Raw genomic sequence first — 17818 nt, 5'->3', positions numbered from 1 at the left:
AAGATGTTACGAAAACGTAGCCGATTTAGGGATTACCAAGAAGAAGCACGACTGTATCGCAGCCGTGCTATTTTCGCATTTTTGGGCATCATCGTCCTTGTTGGTTTATTGGTTGCAAACCTGTACAACATCCAAATCAATCAGTATCAAGATTACAAAACGCGTTCTAACGATAACCGGATCAAAGTCGTCCCTATCGCTCCTAACCGTGGACTTATCTATGATAGAAATGGCAAATTACTCGCAGAAAACCGCCCCGTTTTTTCATTAGAGCTAACACCGGAAAAAATACGCGATATCGATGAAACCATTACTCAGCTGCAATCTATTTTAACAATCACACCTGAGCAGGTAGCTCGCTTTCACAAAGAGAGACGTCACACTCGACGTTTTAAATCTGTGCCGATCTTAAGCCAGCTCACCGAGGAGCAGGTGGCTAAGTTTTCGGTTCAACAACACAAGTTTCACGGTGTTGCTGTTAACGCGAGCCTTAAGCGTTACTACCCATATGGAGAAGTACTCACCCATGTGATCGGATACGTGTCTCGTATCAATGACAAAGATATGAGTCGTCTGATCCGCGAAGAAAAAGACGCCAATTATCAAGCGACTCGCGATATTGGAAAACTCGGGATTGAACGCTATTACGAAGATTTATTACACGGGACCGCTGGCTATCAAGAAGTCGAAGTGAACAGTCGAGGACGAATCATACGTACCTTGAAGTACGTACCACCAGAGCCGGGTAAAGATATCGTTCTCAACTTAGACATCGACCTACAACTCTACACCCACAAGTTACTCGATGGCCGTCGAGGAAGCGCGATCGTACTCGATCCAAATGACAACGGCGTCTTAGCATGGTCTCTAGTCCGAGCTATGACCCAAATGCGTTTGTCCACGGTATCTCAGGTAAAGCCTATTCCGCATTACTGAAGGACAAAAATCGCCCTTTGGTTAACCGCGCTACACTGGGCATCTACCCTCCAGCATCAACCATAAAGCCTTTCTTAGCCGTCGCTGCTTTGCAGGAAGGGGTAGTCACACCATTTACCACACGTAATGACCCTGGCTATTGGCGAATTCCAAATTCAAAAACCCGACCATTTCGAGACTGGTTACCGTGGGGGCACGGAAAAGTCGATATCGTAAAATCCATTGAGGAATCCGTTGATACCTTCTTCTACCAAATCGCATACGACATGGGTATCGATAGGATCTCAAGCTGGATGATGATGTTTGGTTTTGGCGATTACACGGGTATCGATATCCACGAAGAGAGCAAAGCGAATATGCCCACTCGCGACTGGAAGATGGCAAGACACCGCGTTCCATGGTATCAAGGCGACACTATCCCTGTTGGTATTGGACAAGGCTATTGGACGGCTACCCCTATGCAGATCGCTAAAGCGACCTCGGTGTTGATCAATCGCGGTGTGCGAATCGCCCCACACTTACTTCGCTCAACCATAAATAATGGCGAGAAGTTCACCAGTCAAAAATTGACCGAATACGAAACTTACCCTCCAATTACTGATGTAAAAGAGCGTTATTGGGATCTCGCTTTAGAAGGTATGCGTTTGGTTAACCACGGTAAAAAAGGAACCGCAAGACGCGCTTTTAGCAATCTCAAATATGTCAGTGCAGGAAAATCAGGGACAGCACAGGTGTTTGGCTTGGGTGAAGACGAAAAGTACAACGCAGAGGAACTCGCCGAGCACTTGCACGATCACGCCCTATTTACCGGTTTCGCCCCATTTAACGATCCCAAGCTTATCGTAACTATAGTTTTAGAAAACGCAGGTGGCGGTTCAACAAACGGCGCACCAGTGGTCAGACGCCTATTTGATCACGTATTAAACAAAGAGGAGAAGAAATAATGGATTTTGATCCAGCAACCGGACAAAACCGTTCCCTCTTTGAGCGCTTTCACCTTGATATGCCTCTTTTGCTTGGCATTTTGCTGCTGATGGCATTTGGCCTAGTCGTCATGTACAGCGCCAGCGGGCAAAGTATGGCAATGATGGATAGACAAGCGATGCGAATGGGGCTGTCGCTGGGCGTTATGGTTTTACTGGCTCAAATACCACCCCGAACGTATGAGAGCTTAGCTCCTCTGATGTTCTTTGCCGGAATAGTCCTGTTACTCGGGGTACTCTTTTTTGGCGAATCGTCAAAGGGAGCACAGCGCTGGCTTAATCTTGGCTTTATCCGCTTCCAACCTTCGGAACTGCTCAAACTTGCTGTACCTCTGATGGTGGCAAGATATATAGGTAAAGGGCCACTACCACCGAGTTTTCAAACTCTGGTCATCTCCTTGGTACTCGTCTTTGTACCAACTATCTTGATTGCAAAGCAGCCAGATCTAGGTACTTCAATCCTCATCGCCGCTTCGGGCATATTTGTTATCTTCCTAGCGGGGATAAGTTGGAAGATTATTATCGCTGCTGTTTTAGCACTTGGAGCTTTCTTACCGATTCTTTGGTTTTTCCTAATGCGGGAATATCAGAAAGTTAGGGTGAGGACTCTGTTTAACCCCGAGTCAGATCCTCTAGGTGCCGGATACCACATTATTCAGAGTAAAATTGCCATCGGCTCAGGAGGCATATCAGGCAAAGGTTGGTTACAAGGTACCCAATCACAACTTGAGTTCTTGCCAGAACGTCACACCGATTTTATTTTCGCCGTAGTCGCTGAAGAGTGGGGACTGTTTGGAATACTACTGTTACTCGGTTTATACCTGTTTATAATTGGGCGAGGTTTATACCTTTCCAGCAATGCACAAACGGCCTTTGGCCGCATGATGGCGGGCAGTATTGTTCTTAGCTTCTTTGTTTATGTCTTTGTAAACATCGGCATGGTCAGTGGCATTCTTCCAGTTGTTGGCGTCCCGCTGCCATTGATTAGCTATGGTGGTACGTCAATGGTGACCTTGATGGCAGGATTTGGCATATTGATGTCTATTCACACACACCGCAAAGCATTCTCAAAGGCAACGTAATGACAGAAATTTTATCGCGTTTAGCACTATTAGCAGTGCTTGGTAGTATCCTATTTGGATGTTCCAGCTCGGACTCTAGTCGTTACAGCTTAACAGACGATGTAGCACCTGATACTCCAATATCCGTCGATCACATCGAAGATGCGATCCCTCAATACGAACCCTACAGCCGAGGCGGTAACAGTAATTACACACTACGAGGCAATAGCTACACCATTATTAAAAATGCCAAAGGTTTTAAAGAGAGCGGTATTGCCTCTTGGTATGGTAAGAAATTTCACGGGCACCTTACGTCAAATGGAGAGATTTACGACATGTACTCTATGACGGCCGCCCACAAGACGTTACCGATTCCGAGTTATGTAAAAGTCACCAATCTAGACAACAACAAACACACCATTGTGCGCGTGAACGATCGCGGGCCATTCCACCAAGGTCGAATTATCGACCTGAGCTATGCCGCAGCCATTAAACTCGATGTGGTTAAGACTGGCACCGCAAACGTTGCCATAGAAGTGATCACGGTTGACAAACCGACCGAAGCCCATAAGCAACAAGCGCTTCCTAATTACATTATTCAGGTCGCTTCCTCAAAATTTGAGGATCGAGTGAGAACTTTGGCTCAAGATCTCAGTCAAAGCTTATCAGTGAAAAGCTACGTTTCCGGTGAAGATGATCTGTATCGGGCTTATCTAGGTCCTTTTAATGACTATATGCTGACGCAAGAGACTCTAGAAAAGGTTAAAGTCCTCGGTCACCCCAGCGCTTTTATAAGAAATCAATAACGAGGTGGAAGCCCCTGCTCTAACTACTGGTTTGAAGCAAGGTTTCTGTTAAGATATAGACAGTTAACGATAAACTTGAATTCAAGATGAAAAAAACAACACTTTTTAAAACTGCATTGGCGTCTTCCTTTGCACTTTGCGCAACGCTCGCTTTCTCAACAAACGCTTCTCCTATCGTTGTTCCCGATGCACCTCAAATTGCCGCTAAAGGCTTTGTACTGATGGATTATCATTCCGGTAAGGTACTGGCAGAAAAAGAGATGAACACCAAGCTTTCGCCGGCAAGCCTTACCAAAATGATGACCAGCTATGTCATTGGCCAAGAACTTGCTCGTGGCAATATCAATCTAAGCGATGAAGTGACCATTAGTAAGAATGCGTGGGCGAAGAACTTCCCCGACTCTTCAAAAATGTTTATTGAAGTTGGTACAACTGTATCAGTAGAAGACCTAAACCGAGGCATTATTATTCAGTCGGGTAACGATGCATGTGTTGCGATGGCTGAGCACATTGCGGGTTCTGAAGATGCATTTGTTGATTTGATGAATGCTTGGGCAGACTCTATTGGCATGAACAATACTCACTTTGGTAATGTTCACGGTTTAGATAGTTCAAATCTCTACTCTACGCCTTATGATATGGCACTGCTTGGCACTGCTCTTATCCGCGACGTACCAGAAGAATATCGCATATACTCAGAGAAGAAGTTCACCTACAACGGCATCACCCAGTACAACCGAAACGGTCTGCTTTGGGATAAAAGCATGAATGTCGATGGCATCAAAACTGGCCACACAAGCAATGCCGGTTATAGTCTTGTAAGTTCTGCGACTGAAGGCAAAATGCGACTTGTCGCCGTTGTTATGGGTACAAAAAATGCCAACGCTCGTAAGTCAGAAAGCAAAAAGCTACTTAGTTACGGCTTCCGCTTTTTCGAGACGGTAGCACCACACAAAGCAGACGAAACCTTTGTTGAAGAAAAAGTCTGGATGGGCGACAAAGACACTGTTGCACTGGGTCTAGACCAAGATACTTACGTCACCCTACCTCGCGGCCAAGCAAAGAACTTAAAAGCAAGCTTTATCCTTGAGCGAGAACTAGAAGCCCCGATTATGAAAGGTGATGTTGTCGGTAAGCTGTTTTACCAGCTAGAAGGTCAAGACATCGCAGAATACCCACTACTCGCCCTAGAGGACGTTGAGCAAGGCAGTCTATTTAGCCGCATGTGGGACTACATTGTTATGTTGATGAACAGCTTCTTCTAAGCCAATGAAGCTATAAGAAAAAGAAAAGCCACCGCAAAAAATTCGGTGGCTTTTTCATATCAATAACAAACTGTTTAAAACAAGTAAAACTAGTTCAAGTTCAATACTTGTTTCATCTCTTCAATCATTTTCTCTGTCGCTCTTACCCCACCCATAGGAACATACCACGCATCAAGGCTTAAGCTTAAAATATGATCTTCTTTGAAGGCGACGGTGTTTTTAACCAAATCGTTATCGAACGCTTTTACCTGATTGTTCGACTTAGCATCCCACGCTTCCTCTCTCAACTTATCTGAGTCAATAATAAACAAATAGTCAGGGTTTACTTCTTGAATAAATTCAAACGAAATCAAATCGCCGTGATTGTTGGATCTAAGCTTTTGATCAACAGCCTGTTCAAAGCCAAAATCTTGGTAAATAGAGCCACCAAATCGCGAGCGAGTGGCAAATGCCGTGACGTTTCCACCAGAGCTCATGACAGTGAGTGCTTTGGGAGGATTCGCCTTATTAAATTCGCGAATCTCTTTAAAGTCTTTATCAATACGGGCAATTGTCGCTTCAACCTTATCGGAAACCCCAAAAATCTTACCAACAATGCGCCATTGCTGCTGAGTACTTTCCCAGTAGCTACCTTCAGCATGAGGCGTTAAAACAACCGTTGGAGCGATTTCCGACAGTTCGTCGTACTTTCCAGCAATACGAGGACCAGTAAAGATCAGATCTGGTTTTTGAGTAAAGATCGCTTCGTAGTCCGCTTCGAAAAGTGTGCCCGTAGAACCATAGGGTTCTTTAGTATATTTTCTCAGGTAATGCGGCTGATAGTCGTGATTAACCGCCACTGGATTAACACCGAAGTAATCCAACATATCAAGCGCTCCAGCGCCGATAACAACCACTCTTTCTGGTGTTTTTTCAATAATCGTTGTGCCAGAGGCATGTTCAACCGTAATACTTTTTGCGTAAGCCGCTGAAGAAATCAATGACAAGGATAGAAGCGATAGTATCAATTTACGCATAAATCACCTTTTTAAAAAAAAGGGTACACATAGTGCACCCGTTGTATCAATTAGAAGTTAAGTTCTAGTGAGGCACCAATCATTCTTGGGGTTTGATGCAAAGGAGAATCTAACATACGTGGATGGAAATAAGAGGTAATACTGTTGTCATCAAATAAGTTGGTGGCAAACAGGCTTGCACGTCCATTAGTGAACTCATAAGACAACTGAGTATTTACCGTCCAGTAAGAATCAACCTCCATCGCCTCAGTATTAGCTATATCACTGTAGTAAGAACCCGTGTAATTAGCATTGGCCGAAGCCTCAAAGCCCTCTGCGAAGGTGTAAAGAGCGGCAAAGTTACCCGATATACTTGGAGCACGAGACAATTCTTTGCGCTTTCCACCTTGAGCTTCAGTCTCGGTGTAATCGGTTTTTAATAAACCAACTGCCGCTTGCAGTTCAAGATCATAAGTCGCCAGCCAGCTTAAACCAAACTCCGCGCCATAAGTTTTCGCATCATCGAGATTCTGTATCACAATGAAATTATCAGGACGGGCTTGCGTTGCCTGCATGCCATCAAAATCGTTGTAGAACCAGTTAGAAGTAAGAGCAACACGGCTATCAGCTAAACCATGACGGGTATACAGTTCATAGTTCCAAACATATTCTTTATCGAAACCATACGCCAACATCGGAGCATTACCAGTCCTGTCCGTAGGGTCAAAACTCAATCCAGCTCCGCCATTGGAGTAACCTTTACCAACCCTAAAACCAATTGTTTGGTTGCTTTGTGGACGGTAAGCAAGTTCTATTTTCGGTAGGAAAACAGAAACATCTTCATCGTAGTCTAGGTCAAATACATACCATGGAGCCTCAGTACCCTTTGCCTTGCGCTTTTTGTTTTCTTTTTCAAATCGTGCAGCCAAAGTGACATCAAACTGTGGGGCGACGCTGTAAGTAGCTTCAGCAAATAGAGAAGCAGTTTTTGTTTCCCCAGACATGGGAATATCACTGTTGTTAGAGGAATAAACGTCATCCTGCTCAGAGCTAAAGTATCGAGCACCAAATAATGCACTCAAATTTCCATCTGTAGATTGGTAACGAATCAGAGGCTCAATTGAAAACTCATCACCTTCTACAACTAAGTCCCCCCTATCTATAGGACTACTAAAACGTTCGAACTCAAACTCAGTCACAATTAAGCGATTTTCAAATGTGAAGGCATCATTCAACTGCCAGTCTATAAACCAGTTTCCGTTGGTCGACTTGGTTTCGTAAACTGGGCGGTATTCATTTAGAGAGCCGATTTTGTTTTCGTTTTGTGGGGCACGAGTATCCGTGTGGTCAACCGCTAAAACCGATGAAAACCCAGTTAGTTTTTCAGGTTCGATAAGGAACTTGGCCCTTGCTATCGTCGTCTCAACTCTTTTGCTATCACCTGCTGGCTCATAAGATGCGATAGGCACTGCTGATTTGCGCTTTTGTTGATCAAAGCTCAAACGCACTGCCAATTGCTCTTCTACTAGTGGGACATTAATCATTGCTGCGTTTTGTGAGTAACGATTTTCTCCATACCCTGTTTTAACACTCGTCTCAAACTCATGAACTGGATCTTTAGACTTAACAACGATAGAGCCTGCGGAAGAGTTGCGTCCCTGTACATAACTCTGTGGGCCAAGAAAGACTTCTACTTGCTCAACATCCCACAAAGAACGAGGGCCAAAAGCGATTTCAGAATAAGTTAATGAGCGGCCATCGATAGATAAATTAAGTCGTGGATCGGCTCCTGCGAAAACTGACAAACCGCCATTTGACGGCCCGGAACCGTCAATACCTCGGACCGAAGGAAGGTCATTTCCGTGACCGGCATGTACCAAGTTTGGTGTAAGCTCTAGCAGATCTTCAACTTGGGTAAGTTTTGGCGTTGAGCGAATTGTGTCTTCATCAAATACGCGAACGCTCGAACCCGTTTCATAGATAGAACGTTCCACTTTTTCACCAATAACGGTGACTTCCTCTAGTTTTTTTACAGGCTGCTGCTCAGCATATGCTGGAGCACCAAAAAGTACACTACTGATACTAACTGCAAGTACTGTTTTAGCCGCGATTTTACCCTTAGGTAACTTCCCTGCGGCTTGGCTTTGGTTTGCCATTTTCTTCTCCAAATTTTCAACGTTGATATATAACCAAATAAAATCAATTGCTTAACAGTGATACATATTTATGTATTAATCATTGTTTGGCAGTTTTTATCACGCTGAGCTTTTCAAATACAAATGATAACTATTATGAGAAATCGCCACATAAGGCGCTTTGGGCATGAAGTAACACAAGCCTTTCCTCTTGTTGCAAGAAGTCGACATATTCCATCTAGCTGTAAATTAACGAGTTTTAATAGCCGAGAGTTCTAATCGAGAAGAGTAAAAACGATCTTCACATTAGATAGCGATGCTGAGAGTTGGCGTCACTTGAGATATACTTAAATTGTCAGTAATATTCCGCGCTACTTTAAGAAATGATTAACTGGGGTAACCAAGATGTTGAACATCAATTCTGATGCCAAATTGAAAGATTTGCTGGAGTTTCCTTGCTCTTTTACCTACAAAGTGATGGGTTACGCAAAGCCTGAACTACCAGAAAAAGTACTGGAAGTGATTCAACGCCACGCTCCAGGGGACTACAGTCCAACGGTTAAGCCAAGTGCAAAAGGCAACTATCACTCAGTATCGGTAACCATTAACGCCACCTCTATCGAGCAAGTGGAAACACTTTATAAAGAGCTAGGTGACATCGATATTGTACGAATGGTTCTATAATTTTTTGAATCTTTCAATTTTTTTTGAAAGCAGCGAAAGCTGCTTTTTTTATACATATCAAACAGATAAACAAACTGCATAGTTACAATAGTTAAAAATGTGTTACTAAGATATGGTCGCTAGGCCAGAACCAGTTTATAATCTCAAAACTTTATTAATGAATAAGGATCAGGAATGCCAGACCAGCTAGTAGTAAAGCGGCTAGGCAGACAGGATTACCTACCTGTTTGGCAAGCCATGCATGACTTTACTGATAATCGCACTGACGACACTTCGGATGAAGTTTGGCTGGTTGAACACAATCCCGTTTTTACACAAGGACAAGCTGGTAAAGCCGAGCATCTGCTCAACACCGGTGATATTCCTGTAGTAAAAAGTGATCGTGGTGGACAGGTGACATATCACGGCCCCGGCCAGCTAGTTGCTTACTTCCTGATAAACCTACGTAGAAAAAAGCTCGGGGTTCGCGATCTCGTCACCCATATAGAGAACTTGGTGATCAACACGCTCAAAACCTATGGAGTTGAATCCACGGCAAAACCCGATGCACCAGGCGTCTACGTAAACAATAAAAAGATATGCTCATTGGGGCTGCGCATCCGTAAAGGCTGCTCATTCCATGGTTTAGCACTCAACATAAATATGGATTTATCCCCATTCCTTCGCATTAACCCATGTGGTTATGCAGGAATGGAAATGGTTCAACTAAGCCAACTAGGTGGGCCTGATAATGTTGAAATCGTTGAAAAAAAATTAGTAGAAGAGCTCGTAGCACTCTTGGGTTACGAACAAGTAAAATTCAGCACAGAAGCATAAGATCATGAGTAAACCTATTCAAATGGAAAAGGGCGTTAAATATCGCGACGCCGATAAAATGGCTCTGATTCCAGTGAAAAACATGCCAGTTGAGCAGAAAGAAGTTCTGCGCAAACCAGACTGGATGAGGATTAAACTGCCAGCAGACAGCCAGCGCATCCAAGACATAAAATCTGCCATGCGTAAAAACAATCTTCACTCAGTATGTGAAGAAGCGTCTTGCCCTAACTTAGCTGAGTGTTTTAACCACGGTACCGCTACATTTATGATCTTAGGGGCAATTTGTACCCGACGTTGTCCATTCTGCGATGTGGCCCATGGTCGACCAATTGCTCCTGAACAAGATGAGCCGCAAAAACTGGCACAAACGATCAAAGACATGAAGTTGAAATACGTAGTGATCACTTCTGTAGACCGTGATGACCTTCGAGATGGCGGTGCAAAACACTTTGCTGACTGTAATGCAGCGATTCGTGAGCAGAACCCAAATATTACTATTGAGACCCTTGTTCCCGACTTCCGTGGTCGTATGGATGTCGCTCTTGAACTACTCAACGACAATCCACCTGATGTGTTTAACCACAACTTAGAGACAGCGCCACGCCTGTACCGCAAGGTTCGTCCGGGTGCAAACTATAAGTGGTCTCTTGAACTTTTGAAGAAATTCAAAGAGCAACACCCAAATGTTCCTACTAAGTCTGGTGTGATGATGGGCTTAGGTGAAACCAAAGAAGAGATTGTCGAAGTATTGAAAGATCTTCGCGCACACGGCGTAACCATGTTGACTCTAGGGCAATACCTAGCGCCTAGCCGTCACCATTTACCAGTAGAGCGCTACGTTCCGCCTTCAGAGTTTGACGAACTAAAAGAGATCGCTCTAGCCTAGGCTTTACACACGCAGCCTGTGGCCCGTTTGTACGCTCTTCTTACCACGCCGACCTACAGGCCAAAGGTGTAGAAGTCAGCTAATAGAGCTCGATACTTACTCGAAAGGGGCTGTTATCTTTAACAGCCCCTTTTTATTTCCCGCTTGCATTTACTTTGTACTGCCCTTGAATCACGCTAGATCCTTCTATAGTCTAGGAGTCTATAATCTAAACAAGGCAAGTAATGCCTGTTAACTACCAAGGAAGTGTCTATGAACAAGCTAGGATTCATTGCTGTCGCGTTGTCCGTGTTGGCCGCAGGTTGTGCTTCTAATACCAAACAGGACAACTACCGTGAAGCCTCATTTGAACTTTGTAATACAGAAGTGGATATCTACTCTGTTAGCGATGATGGCCGTGTTCGAATTGTTTGTTCTGATGGCTCTAAGTTCGCCCTTAACTCAGAAGAAACCTTAGAGACCATGCGCGATATAAATATTGATTACTGTGATGGAGAAGGACTAGGCAAGTTTAACGAAAGCCGCAAATACTACTCTTTCAAATGTAAGTCTGGAACTCTGCTTAGTATCTCTAAGTAAAGAGCAAATAGATTGACAGACAAAAAAACGCCGGACATAGTCCGGCGTTTTTATTGTGACCTATAAGATTAAGCGTAAACAGGTAGACGCTTACAGATCTCAAGAACTTTTGCTTTTGTAGACTCTACGACTTCATCGTTGCCGATGTTGTCTAGAACATCACACATCCAGTTTGCAAGATCCTTCGCATCTTCTTCAGAGAAACCACGACGAGTAATTGCTGGTGTACCAACACGGATACCAGAAGTGACGAATGGGCTGCGAGGGTCGTTAGGTACAGAGTTTTTGTTTACCGTGATGTTAGCACTACCCAGTGCAGCATCAGCCTCTTTACCAGTGATGTCTTTGTCGATAAGGTCAACAAGGAACAAGTGGTTTTCAGTGCTGTTAGATACAATTTTGTATCCACGCTCTTGGAACTGAGCAACCATAGCTTTAGCATTTTTAACTACGCGAGCTTGGTACTCTTTGAACTCTGGCTCCATCGCTTCTTTGAATGCTACCGCTTTACCCGCAATAACATGCATTAGAGGACCGCCCTGACCACCAGGGAAAACTGCTGAGTTCAGCTTCTTGTACATCTCTTCGCCAGCGTTAGACAGAATTAGACCACCACGAGGACCAGCAAGGGTTTTGTGAGTTGTCGTCGTCACGATGTGAGCGTGTGGAACTGGCGTTGGGTATACGCCTGCAGCGATAAGGCCCGCAACGTGTGCCATATCAACAAATAGGTAAGCACCTACTTTGTCAGCGATTTCGCGCATTCTTGCCCAATCAACGATTTGTGAGTAAGCAGAGAAACCACCGATGATCATCTTAGGTTTGTGTTCTACAGCAAGCGCTTCCATCTCGTCATAATTGATTTGACCAGCTTCGTCGATACCGTAAGGGATAACGTTGTAGTGCTTACCAGAGAAGTTTACAGGTGAACCGTGAGTTAGGTGGCCACCGTGAGCTAGGCTCATACCTAGAACCGTATCACCTGGGTTAAGCAGTGCCATGTAAACAGCAGAGTTTGCTTGAGAGCCAGAGTGTGGCTGAACGTTCGCATACTCACAACCAAACAATTCACAAGCGCGATCAATCGCTAGAGTTTCTGCTTTGTCAACATACTCACAGCCGCCATAGTAACGCTTACCTGGGTAGCCTTCTGCGTACTTGTTAGTCAGTTGAGAACCTTGAGCTTCCATTACACGCGGGCTGGTGTAGTTTTCCGAAGCGATAAGTTCAATGTGCTCTTCTTGGCGAAGAGTCTCTTCCTGAATGGCTGCGAATAGCTCCGCATCGTAATCTGCGATGTTCATATCACGCTTTAGCATCTGTATCTCCTGATTCAGATTTGTACTGAAAGTTTCAAAAAAACCACACAACGACCAAAAGCAAACGTTTTCGTCACCGTAATATGCCGCGCATTCTACATAACTTGATCTTGATCATAAAGAGAAAATTTCACTTTTTCTCATGCAGTTTTTTCATAATGAATTACAAGGCTGGTCATACGATGGTAAAGGATTGATTAACAAAGCCTCCCTCTGTCAACTTTTCCCTTTACACCCTGTAAAACGACAATTACATAGGTTTACCTTAATTTTGCCTATCAAGCTACCGAAAAACGCAACTTTTCCATACTATTCACGCCATTATTGAATAACGTTACCTGAAACTATGGAAAAACACTCATACAAAGAAGACTGGATAGCTATACTGACTGGCTCGTTTCTGGTTGCACAAGGAATATTCTTCCTTAAATCGGCTTCTTTGCTTACTGGTGGCACCGCAGGATTGGCGCTTTTGGTCGACCAACTTATCCCGCTGTCATTTGGTACCCTCTACTTTGCGATCAACCTGCCGTTTTACGTGATGGCGTGGAAGCGCTTCGGCTATCAGTTTGCCATTAACAGTGCTATTTCTGGTGCTTTGGTTTCTGTCATTGCAGACCACTTATATCTGGTTATTACGCTAGAAACCGTCAATGAGATCTATTGTGCTGTCGCGGGGGGATTATTGATGGGGCTTGGAATGCTCATTCTGTTCCGCCATCGCTCTAGCCTTGGTGGGTTCAATGTCATGTGCCTATACATCCAAGATAAGTTTGGCATTTCCGTTGGCAAATCGCAGATGGCTCTAGATTGTTTAATCTTGATGGCGTCTTTCTTCTTTGTCGCGCCATTTATCATCGCACTTTCCGTTTTAGGCGCTGTAGCGCTCAATGTCGTGCTGGCTATGAACCACAAACCTACTCGCTACAGTGTGACCTACACTTCTTGAACGCAAATAATATAGCCCGCAAATGCGGGCTATATTATTAGTGAGAACTTCTGGCTTTTACATCGTGGCTCAGCGCTTTGTTTAACTCTGCTTCAACATGACCCGGCGATTTGGTTTTCGCAGATATCAATCTGTACATAGCGGGAATCACAAACAAGGTGACAAACGTCGCGAATGCCATTCCAAAAAAGATCACCGTGCCTACAGCGACGCGGCTTTCATATCCTGCGCCAGAAGAGAGTATCAAGGGTATGGCGCCAGCTAATGTGGTAAACGCAGTCATCATAATAGGGCGCAATCGTCGCGCTGCTGCACTCACTATCGCTCTTTCAAACTCAAACCCTCTGTCCCTTAGTTGATTGGCAAACTCAACGATTAAAATACCGTTTTTTGTCACCATGCCTATCAGCATGATCATTCCGATCTGACTGTAAATATTGAGCCCCTCCCCCATAAGGAATAGCCCCATAAAACCGCCAAACACCCCCATGGGAACGGTAAACATAACCACTAGCGGATTCACAAAACTTTCAAATTGTGCCGCTAATACCAAATAGGCCACCAGCAGAGCCAGTGCAAAAACAATGGCTACACTCGATTGGTTCTCTTTAAAGTCTTTAGACTCTCCGGAATAGCTAACCGAGATATCTGATGGCAGTATCTCTATCGCTTTAGCATCGAGGTAATTAAGCGCTTCACCCAAGGTATACCCCTCTGACAAGTTGGCAGTCACTGTTACGGCTTTCTGCTTGTTGTAGTGAGCGAGTCGAATAGAAGAAGCCACCTCTTCTATTTTTGTTACCGCATCTAAGGTGACCAACTCTCCAGAACTGGTACGCAGATAGATCTGACTTAAATCGGCCGCGTTGTTAAACGCGTTCTCGTCACCGCGAAGATAGACATCGTATTCCTCACCCCGTTCAACGAACGTCGTCTCTTTTTTACCGCCGAGCATGATTTCTAACGTATCTGAAATATCGGAAACCTTGATGCCTAGCTCTGCCGCTCTTTGCTTATCCACACTGACAACCAGCTCGGGCGTTTTTTCCGAGTAGTTGATTTCTACTCCTTCCATTATTGGGGAAGCTTCTGCGTCATGTTTGAGCATCTCAGCCCATTTTTTTAGTTCGGGATAATCAGAGCCACCGAGTACAAACTGAACGGGCTCACTTGAACCGCCCCTAAAGCCCGGCATAAATGGGAAAACTCGCACGTCAGGTATACCAGCCAAAGCTTTGCGAACTTGCCCCAGAGCTTGGCTTGCGGTTACATCCCTCTCATTCCAATCTTCGAGAATCATAATCACGAAACCCGTTTGGTCGCCAGCATTACCACCAAACGCAGGGGATTGAATGCTGAAAGACTTTAAGAAGCCTTGCCCCAAAAGAGGAAGCAACCGATCTTCTACTAGATCCATATTGGCCGACATTCGGTTGTAACTGGTTGCATCGGCGCCTCGTACAAAGGCAAAAATTACCCCTCTATCTTCGGAGGGTGTCAGTTGGGCCGGTATTTGTTGCATCAACCCATAACTCCCCCCAACACAAGAGAGAATAATGAGCGGAGCCGCCCAACGACCTTTCATTGCCCAAGTAAGAGCACGTCGATAACCAGCTTCTAGTTTGCTAAATACCGTGTCTATAAAACGGTTAAATCGATTGGGTTTTACATTTGCTTTGAGAATCGTGCTTCCCAATACCGGAGTTAGGGTCAGTGCTATCAAAGAAGAGAAGATAACGGACATCGCCAAGAGCACCGAAAACTCAGTAAACAGCAGCCCGACCATACCATCCATAAACGAGATGGGTAGAAACACCATAACCAACACTAGCGTCGTTGCAATCACTGCAAAACCAACCTCCCTTGTGCCTTTGTAGGCTGCCAAAAGCGGTGTCTCACCTTGCTCGATATGGTGATAAATATTTTCAACCACAACAATGGCATCATCAACCACTAAACCGATGGAAAGGATCAGCGCCATCAAGGTTATTAAATTGATTGAGAATCCAAAATAATAAGCGGCAATAAAAGAGGAGATCAGTGATACAGGCACTGTCACTGCTGGAATTAAAGTTGCTCTGGCTTGACCGATAAAAATGTACAACACCAGAATAACCAAACCACCAGTAATAAACAGTGTGTTGTATACCTCGCTAATTGAACGGTCGATAAACACGGTGGAGTCGTAATCAATAGCCAATCGAGTTCCAACAGGGAGGAACTGTTGAATCCTATCGACTTCTTCGTGAACCCGAGTAGCCACTTCTAATGGGTTTGCATCAGATTGAGGAACAATCCCCATACTGACATTAACCACACCATCGCTTTTAAAGGTAGAGTTTTCGTTTTCTGCACCTAGATAAACATCCGCGACGTCTTTTAAATAAATCGGAGAGCTATCACTCGCGCGTTTGACCACAAGGTATTCAAAATCTTCGGCTTGGTTGTAGCTTCGAGCGGTGCGCACCGACATGACTATCGAGTCATTGCGAACTTCACCCCCGGGGCTTTCAATGTTTTCACTTCGCAACGCAGAAGTAATATCCGCCGTAGTGATACCGCGACCCGCCATCTGGTCAGGTTTAAGCTTTACGTACATCACTTTGTACAACCCACCAGACACATTTACCGAGCTGACACCGGAGATCAGACTAAATCTGTCCATCAAAACACGGTCGATGTAATCCGTTAGCTGGGTTCTGTCCATCTCTGATGAACTCAAATTGATATAGAGAGAAGCCTCTCCGCTGCCATTGTTTTTATATACAATGGGATCATCGGCTTGATCAGGCAATGCCCTTTGCGCTCTTGCCACAGCATCACGAACATCACTCACACCCGTGTTAAGGTCATAACCAAGTTCGAACGTAACCCTAATTCTGGAAGAGCTATTTCGCGTTGTAGAACTAATTTCATCAACGCCACTGATCCCAGATAACTGATCTTCTAAAACCGAAGTTATCTGGCTTTCAATGATAGTAGCAGAAGCTCCTTCGTAGCGAGTGCTAATAGAAACCACTGGACTTTCTATATCCGGCATTTCTCTTACTGCCAGCTTAGAGAAAGAGACAATGCCAAAAACCACCAGCAAAAGGCTTAGCACGACAGCAGCAACGGGGCGCTTCACAGCGACATCAGATAACCACATTAGTTACTTTCCTTTTCAACGGGTTGGCCATCCGTACCCACTTGGGACACTTTCACACCATCACGCATATTAACAATGCCTTGAACGACTATCTTTTCTCCAATTTCCAAACCTTTATCAATGACAACTTCGTTCTCGACTCTTGCCCCTAATACAACTTCGCGACGGGACGCTTTCATCTGTTCGTCAATGACGTAAACATATCGTTTAGTACCCGAGTATTCCAAGGCTTGAACAGGTACTATTGGCGCTTCAATCGCAGGGAAAGCCAAAGTAGCAGAAACCAGCATACCCGGCTTCAGCGCTTTGTCTTGATTGTCAAACTCTATGCGTACCCTTAGGTTTAGAGTTTCTTGGTTGATACGAGAGTCAATGCCGACCACTTCGCCTTGAAACACTCTATCCCCCCAAGCCGCATTGGTTGCCGTAACTCGCATACCGTTAGACAGCAAGGTGAGGTAACGTTCTGGAACTTGAATATCAAGGCGCATCAGTGAAAGGTTATCCAAGCTAACAAGCTCACTTCCAGCGTTGACTAAAGCGCCGCGACTAAAATCAATAAAGCCGACCGTACCTGTAAACGGGGCGGTAATATGAAGATCATTTAAGTTAGCACGTGCTGCATCTAAGCGAGCTTGCGCAATCTCTACGCTCGCCTTTTGCGCGTCTATTTCTGTTTGAGTAATCGCATTGCGAGATAACAAACGTTCGAACTCGCGTAGCTTTCTCCGCTCGTCATTGAGATAAGCTTTTGCTTCAGCAACCGCTGCTATTGCTTTGTCGTCATCGAGTTTAAAAAGCAAAGAGCCCTGCTCTACCAATTGGTTAGCTTTGATCGCTATTGTATCTAGTTTGCCCGTCACCTCTGGTGAGATCACGACAGACTGCTTGGCTTCTACTTTGCCAACGAGAGTCAAAGATTGAGACACTTGATGTATTGCTACGGTTTCAGTGACCACGCTGACAGCCTGATTTCCGCCGCCTCTTTTGGCCAGCGCAATAGATGGCACCATCACCAAACCTATAAGCAGCATAAATAAGATAACTGTTTGCTTCATAGTGAAAATTCTTAGTAATTATATTCTGCTCAATTGTACCTTTTTATACGTAACTCCAACGTCAAGGAGTGTAAAGACGGTACAGTTAACTGTAAGTTTAGGCCGATTTCGCTCACACAAAATCATACTTTCTAGCCACTCTGTCCAAAAAGGCAGCATTTGATTCAAAATGCCAAGAAAAGGCTTTACAGTATTCAC

The 17818-nt window shown here is 44.6% G+C and carries 12 protein-coding genes and 2 pseudogenes; 9 read left to right on the top strand and 5 right to left on the bottom strand.

Annotation, left to right across the window (positions count from 1 at the left end; translation table 11 throughout):
- Positions 1-3: 3 nt before the first annotated feature.
- From mrdA to BLO31_RS15415, 4 genes and pseudogenes are all read left to right on the top strand, one after another.
- A pseudogene (mrdA, locus tag BLO31_RS15430) lies at positions 4-1880 on the top strand (penicillin-binding protein 2).
- Positions 1880-3001 (top strand): rod shape-determining protein RodA, encoded by a 1122-nt coding sequence (gene rodA / locus BLO31_RS15425; protein ID WP_070968609.1) that lies wholly within the window; start codon positions 1880-1882, stop codon positions 2999-3001. Before mrdA ends, rodA begins: the two are co-directional and overlap by 1 nt.
- Complete coding sequence (locus BLO31_RS15420; RefSeq protein WP_070968606.1) at positions 3001-3786, top strand: septal ring lytic transglycosylase RlpA family protein; 786 nt, start codon at positions 3001-3003, stop codon at positions 3784-3786. Before rodA ends, BLO31_RS15420 begins: the two co-directional genes overlap by 1 nt.
- A gap of 86 nt (positions 3787-3872) precedes the next feature.
- A complete protein-coding gene (locus tag BLO31_RS15415) occupies positions 3873-5051 on the top strand; it encodes a serine hydrolase (protein ID WP_070968603.1) in 1179 nt (392 codons plus the stop codon).
- An 89-nt stretch (positions 5052-5140) separates the two neighbouring features.
- Here the strand turns inward: BLO31_RS15415 and BLO31_RS15410 are convergent, their stop codons facing one another.
- Positions 5141-6067, bottom strand: coding sequence for a siderophore ABC transporter substrate-binding protein (locus BLO31_RS15410; RefSeq protein ID WP_070968600.1), 927 nt, complete (start codon positions 6065-6067; stop codon positions 5141-5143).
- A 50-nt stretch (positions 6068-6117) separates the two neighbouring features.
- On the bottom strand, positions 6118-8202 hold the full coding sequence (locus tag BLO31_RS15405; RefSeq protein WP_070968597.1) for a TonB-dependent receptor: 2085 nt from the start codon (positions 8200-8202) through the stop codon (positions 6118-6120).
- A gap of 384 nt (positions 8203-8586) precedes the next feature.
- On the opposite strand from BLO31_RS15405, the gene ybeD reads away from it, so the two are divergent.
- From ybeD to BLO31_RS15385, 4 genes and pseudogenes are all read left to right on the top strand, one after another.
- Positions 8587-8865: a DUF493 family protein YbeD gene (gene ybeD, locus BLO31_RS15400; protein ID WP_070968595.1), complete on the top strand. Its 279-nt coding sequence runs from the start codon at positions 8587-8589 to the stop codon at positions 8863-8865.
- A gap of 174 nt (positions 8866-9039) precedes the next feature.
- On the top strand, positions 9040-9681 hold the full coding sequence (gene lipB / locus BLO31_RS15395; protein ID WP_070968592.1) for a lipoyl(octanoyl) transferase LipB: 642 nt from the start codon (positions 9040-9042) through the stop codon (positions 9679-9681).
- Between the two features lie 4 nt (positions 9682-9685).
- Positions 9686-10650 (top strand): annotated as a pseudogene (lipA, locus tag BLO31_RS15390) (lipoyl synthase).
- A gap of 169 nt (positions 10651-10819) precedes the next feature.
- On the top strand, positions 10820-11146 hold the full coding sequence (locus BLO31_RS15385; RefSeq protein ID WP_070968589.1) for a hypothetical protein: 327 nt from the start codon (positions 10820-10822) through the stop codon (positions 11144-11146).
- A gap of 68 nt (positions 11147-11214) precedes the next feature.
- Here BLO31_RS15385 and glyA read toward each other — a convergent pair whose 3' ends face one another.
- Positions 11215-12465, bottom strand: a complete 1251-nt coding sequence (gene glyA / locus BLO31_RS15380; protein ID WP_070968586.1) for a serine hydroxymethyltransferase — start codon at positions 12463-12465, stop codon at positions 11215-11217.
- Between the two features lie 346 nt (positions 12466-12811).
- Between glyA and BLO31_RS15375 the strand changes: the two genes are divergently transcribed.
- Complete coding sequence (locus BLO31_RS15375; protein ID WP_070968581.1) at positions 12812-13414, top strand: DUF6198 family protein; 603 nt, start codon at positions 12812-12814, stop codon at positions 13412-13414.
- A 37-nt stretch (positions 13415-13451) separates the two neighbouring features.
- Here the strand turns inward: BLO31_RS15375 and vexH are convergent, their stop codons facing one another.
- Both vexH and BLO31_RS15365 read right to left on the bottom strand, forming a co-directional pair.
- Positions 13452-16562, bottom strand: coding sequence for a vibriobactin export RND transporter permease subunit VexH (gene vexH, locus BLO31_RS15370; protein WP_070968578.1), 3111 nt, complete (start codon positions 16560-16562; stop codon positions 13452-13454).
- The gene (locus tag BLO31_RS15365) at positions 16562-17620 is read right to left on the bottom strand and encodes an efflux RND transporter periplasmic adaptor subunit (RefSeq protein WP_070968575.1); all 1059 of its coding nucleotides are present in this window, start codon (positions 17618-17620) and stop codon (positions 16562-16564) included. Before BLO31_RS15365 ends, vexH begins: the two co-directional genes overlap by 1 nt.
- Positions 17621-17818 lie beyond the last annotated feature (198 nt).

Origin of the sequence: Vibrio sonorensis (assembly GCF_001854765.1) — a bacterium.
GTDB lineage: Bacteria > Pseudomonadota > Gammaproteobacteria > Enterobacterales > Vibrionaceae > Vibrio > Vibrio sonorensis.
This window is presented reverse-complemented; position numbering and strand designations above follow the sequence as displayed.

Excerpts from the sequence above, each read along its gene's own strand:
- BLO31_RS15415 (WP_070968603.1), top strand. The coding sequence starts at position 3,873 with ATGAAAAAAACAACACTTTTTAAAACTGCATTGGCGTCTTCCTTTGCA.
- BLO31_RS15420 (WP_070968606.1), top strand. The coding sequence starts at position 3,001 with ATGACAGAAATTTTATCGCGTTTAGCACTATTAGCAGTGCTTGGTAGT.
- rodA (WP_070968609.1), top strand. The coding sequence starts at position 1,880 with ATGGATTTTGATCCAGCAACCGGACAAAACCGTTCCCTCTTTGAGCGC.
- BLO31_RS15405 (WP_070968597.1), bottom strand. The coding sequence starts at position 8,202 with ATGGCAAACCAAAGCCAAGCCGCAGGGAAGTTACCTAAGGGTAAAATC.
- BLO31_RS15385 (WP_070968589.1), top strand. The coding sequence starts at position 10,820 with ATGAACAAGCTAGGATTCATTGCTGTCGCGTTGTCCGTGTTGGCCGCA.
- glyA (WP_070968586.1), bottom strand. The coding sequence starts at position 12,465 with ATGCTAAAGCGTGATATGAACATCGCAGATTACGATGCGGAGCTATTC.
- lipB (WP_070968592.1), top strand. The coding sequence starts at position 9,040 with ATGCCAGACCAGCTAGTAGTAAAGCGGCTAGGCAGACAGGATTACCTA.
- BLO31_RS15375 (WP_070968581.1), top strand. The coding sequence starts at position 12,812 with ATGGAAAAACACTCATACAAAGAAGACTGGATAGCTATACTGACTGGC.
- BLO31_RS15410 (WP_070968600.1), bottom strand. The coding sequence starts at position 6,067 with ATGCGTAAATTGATACTATCGCTTCTATCCTTGTCATTGATTTCTTCA.
- ybeD (WP_070968595.1), top strand. The coding sequence starts at position 8,587 with ATGTTGAACATCAATTCTGATGCCAAATTGAAAGATTTGCTGGAGTTT.
- vexH (WP_070968578.1), bottom strand. The coding sequence starts at position 16,562 with ATGTGGTTATCTGATGTCGCTGTGAAGCGCCCCGTTGCTGCTGTCGTG.
- BLO31_RS15365 (WP_070968575.1), bottom strand. The coding sequence starts at position 17,620 with ATGAAGCAAACAGTTATCTTATTTATGCTGCTTATAGGTTTGGTGATG.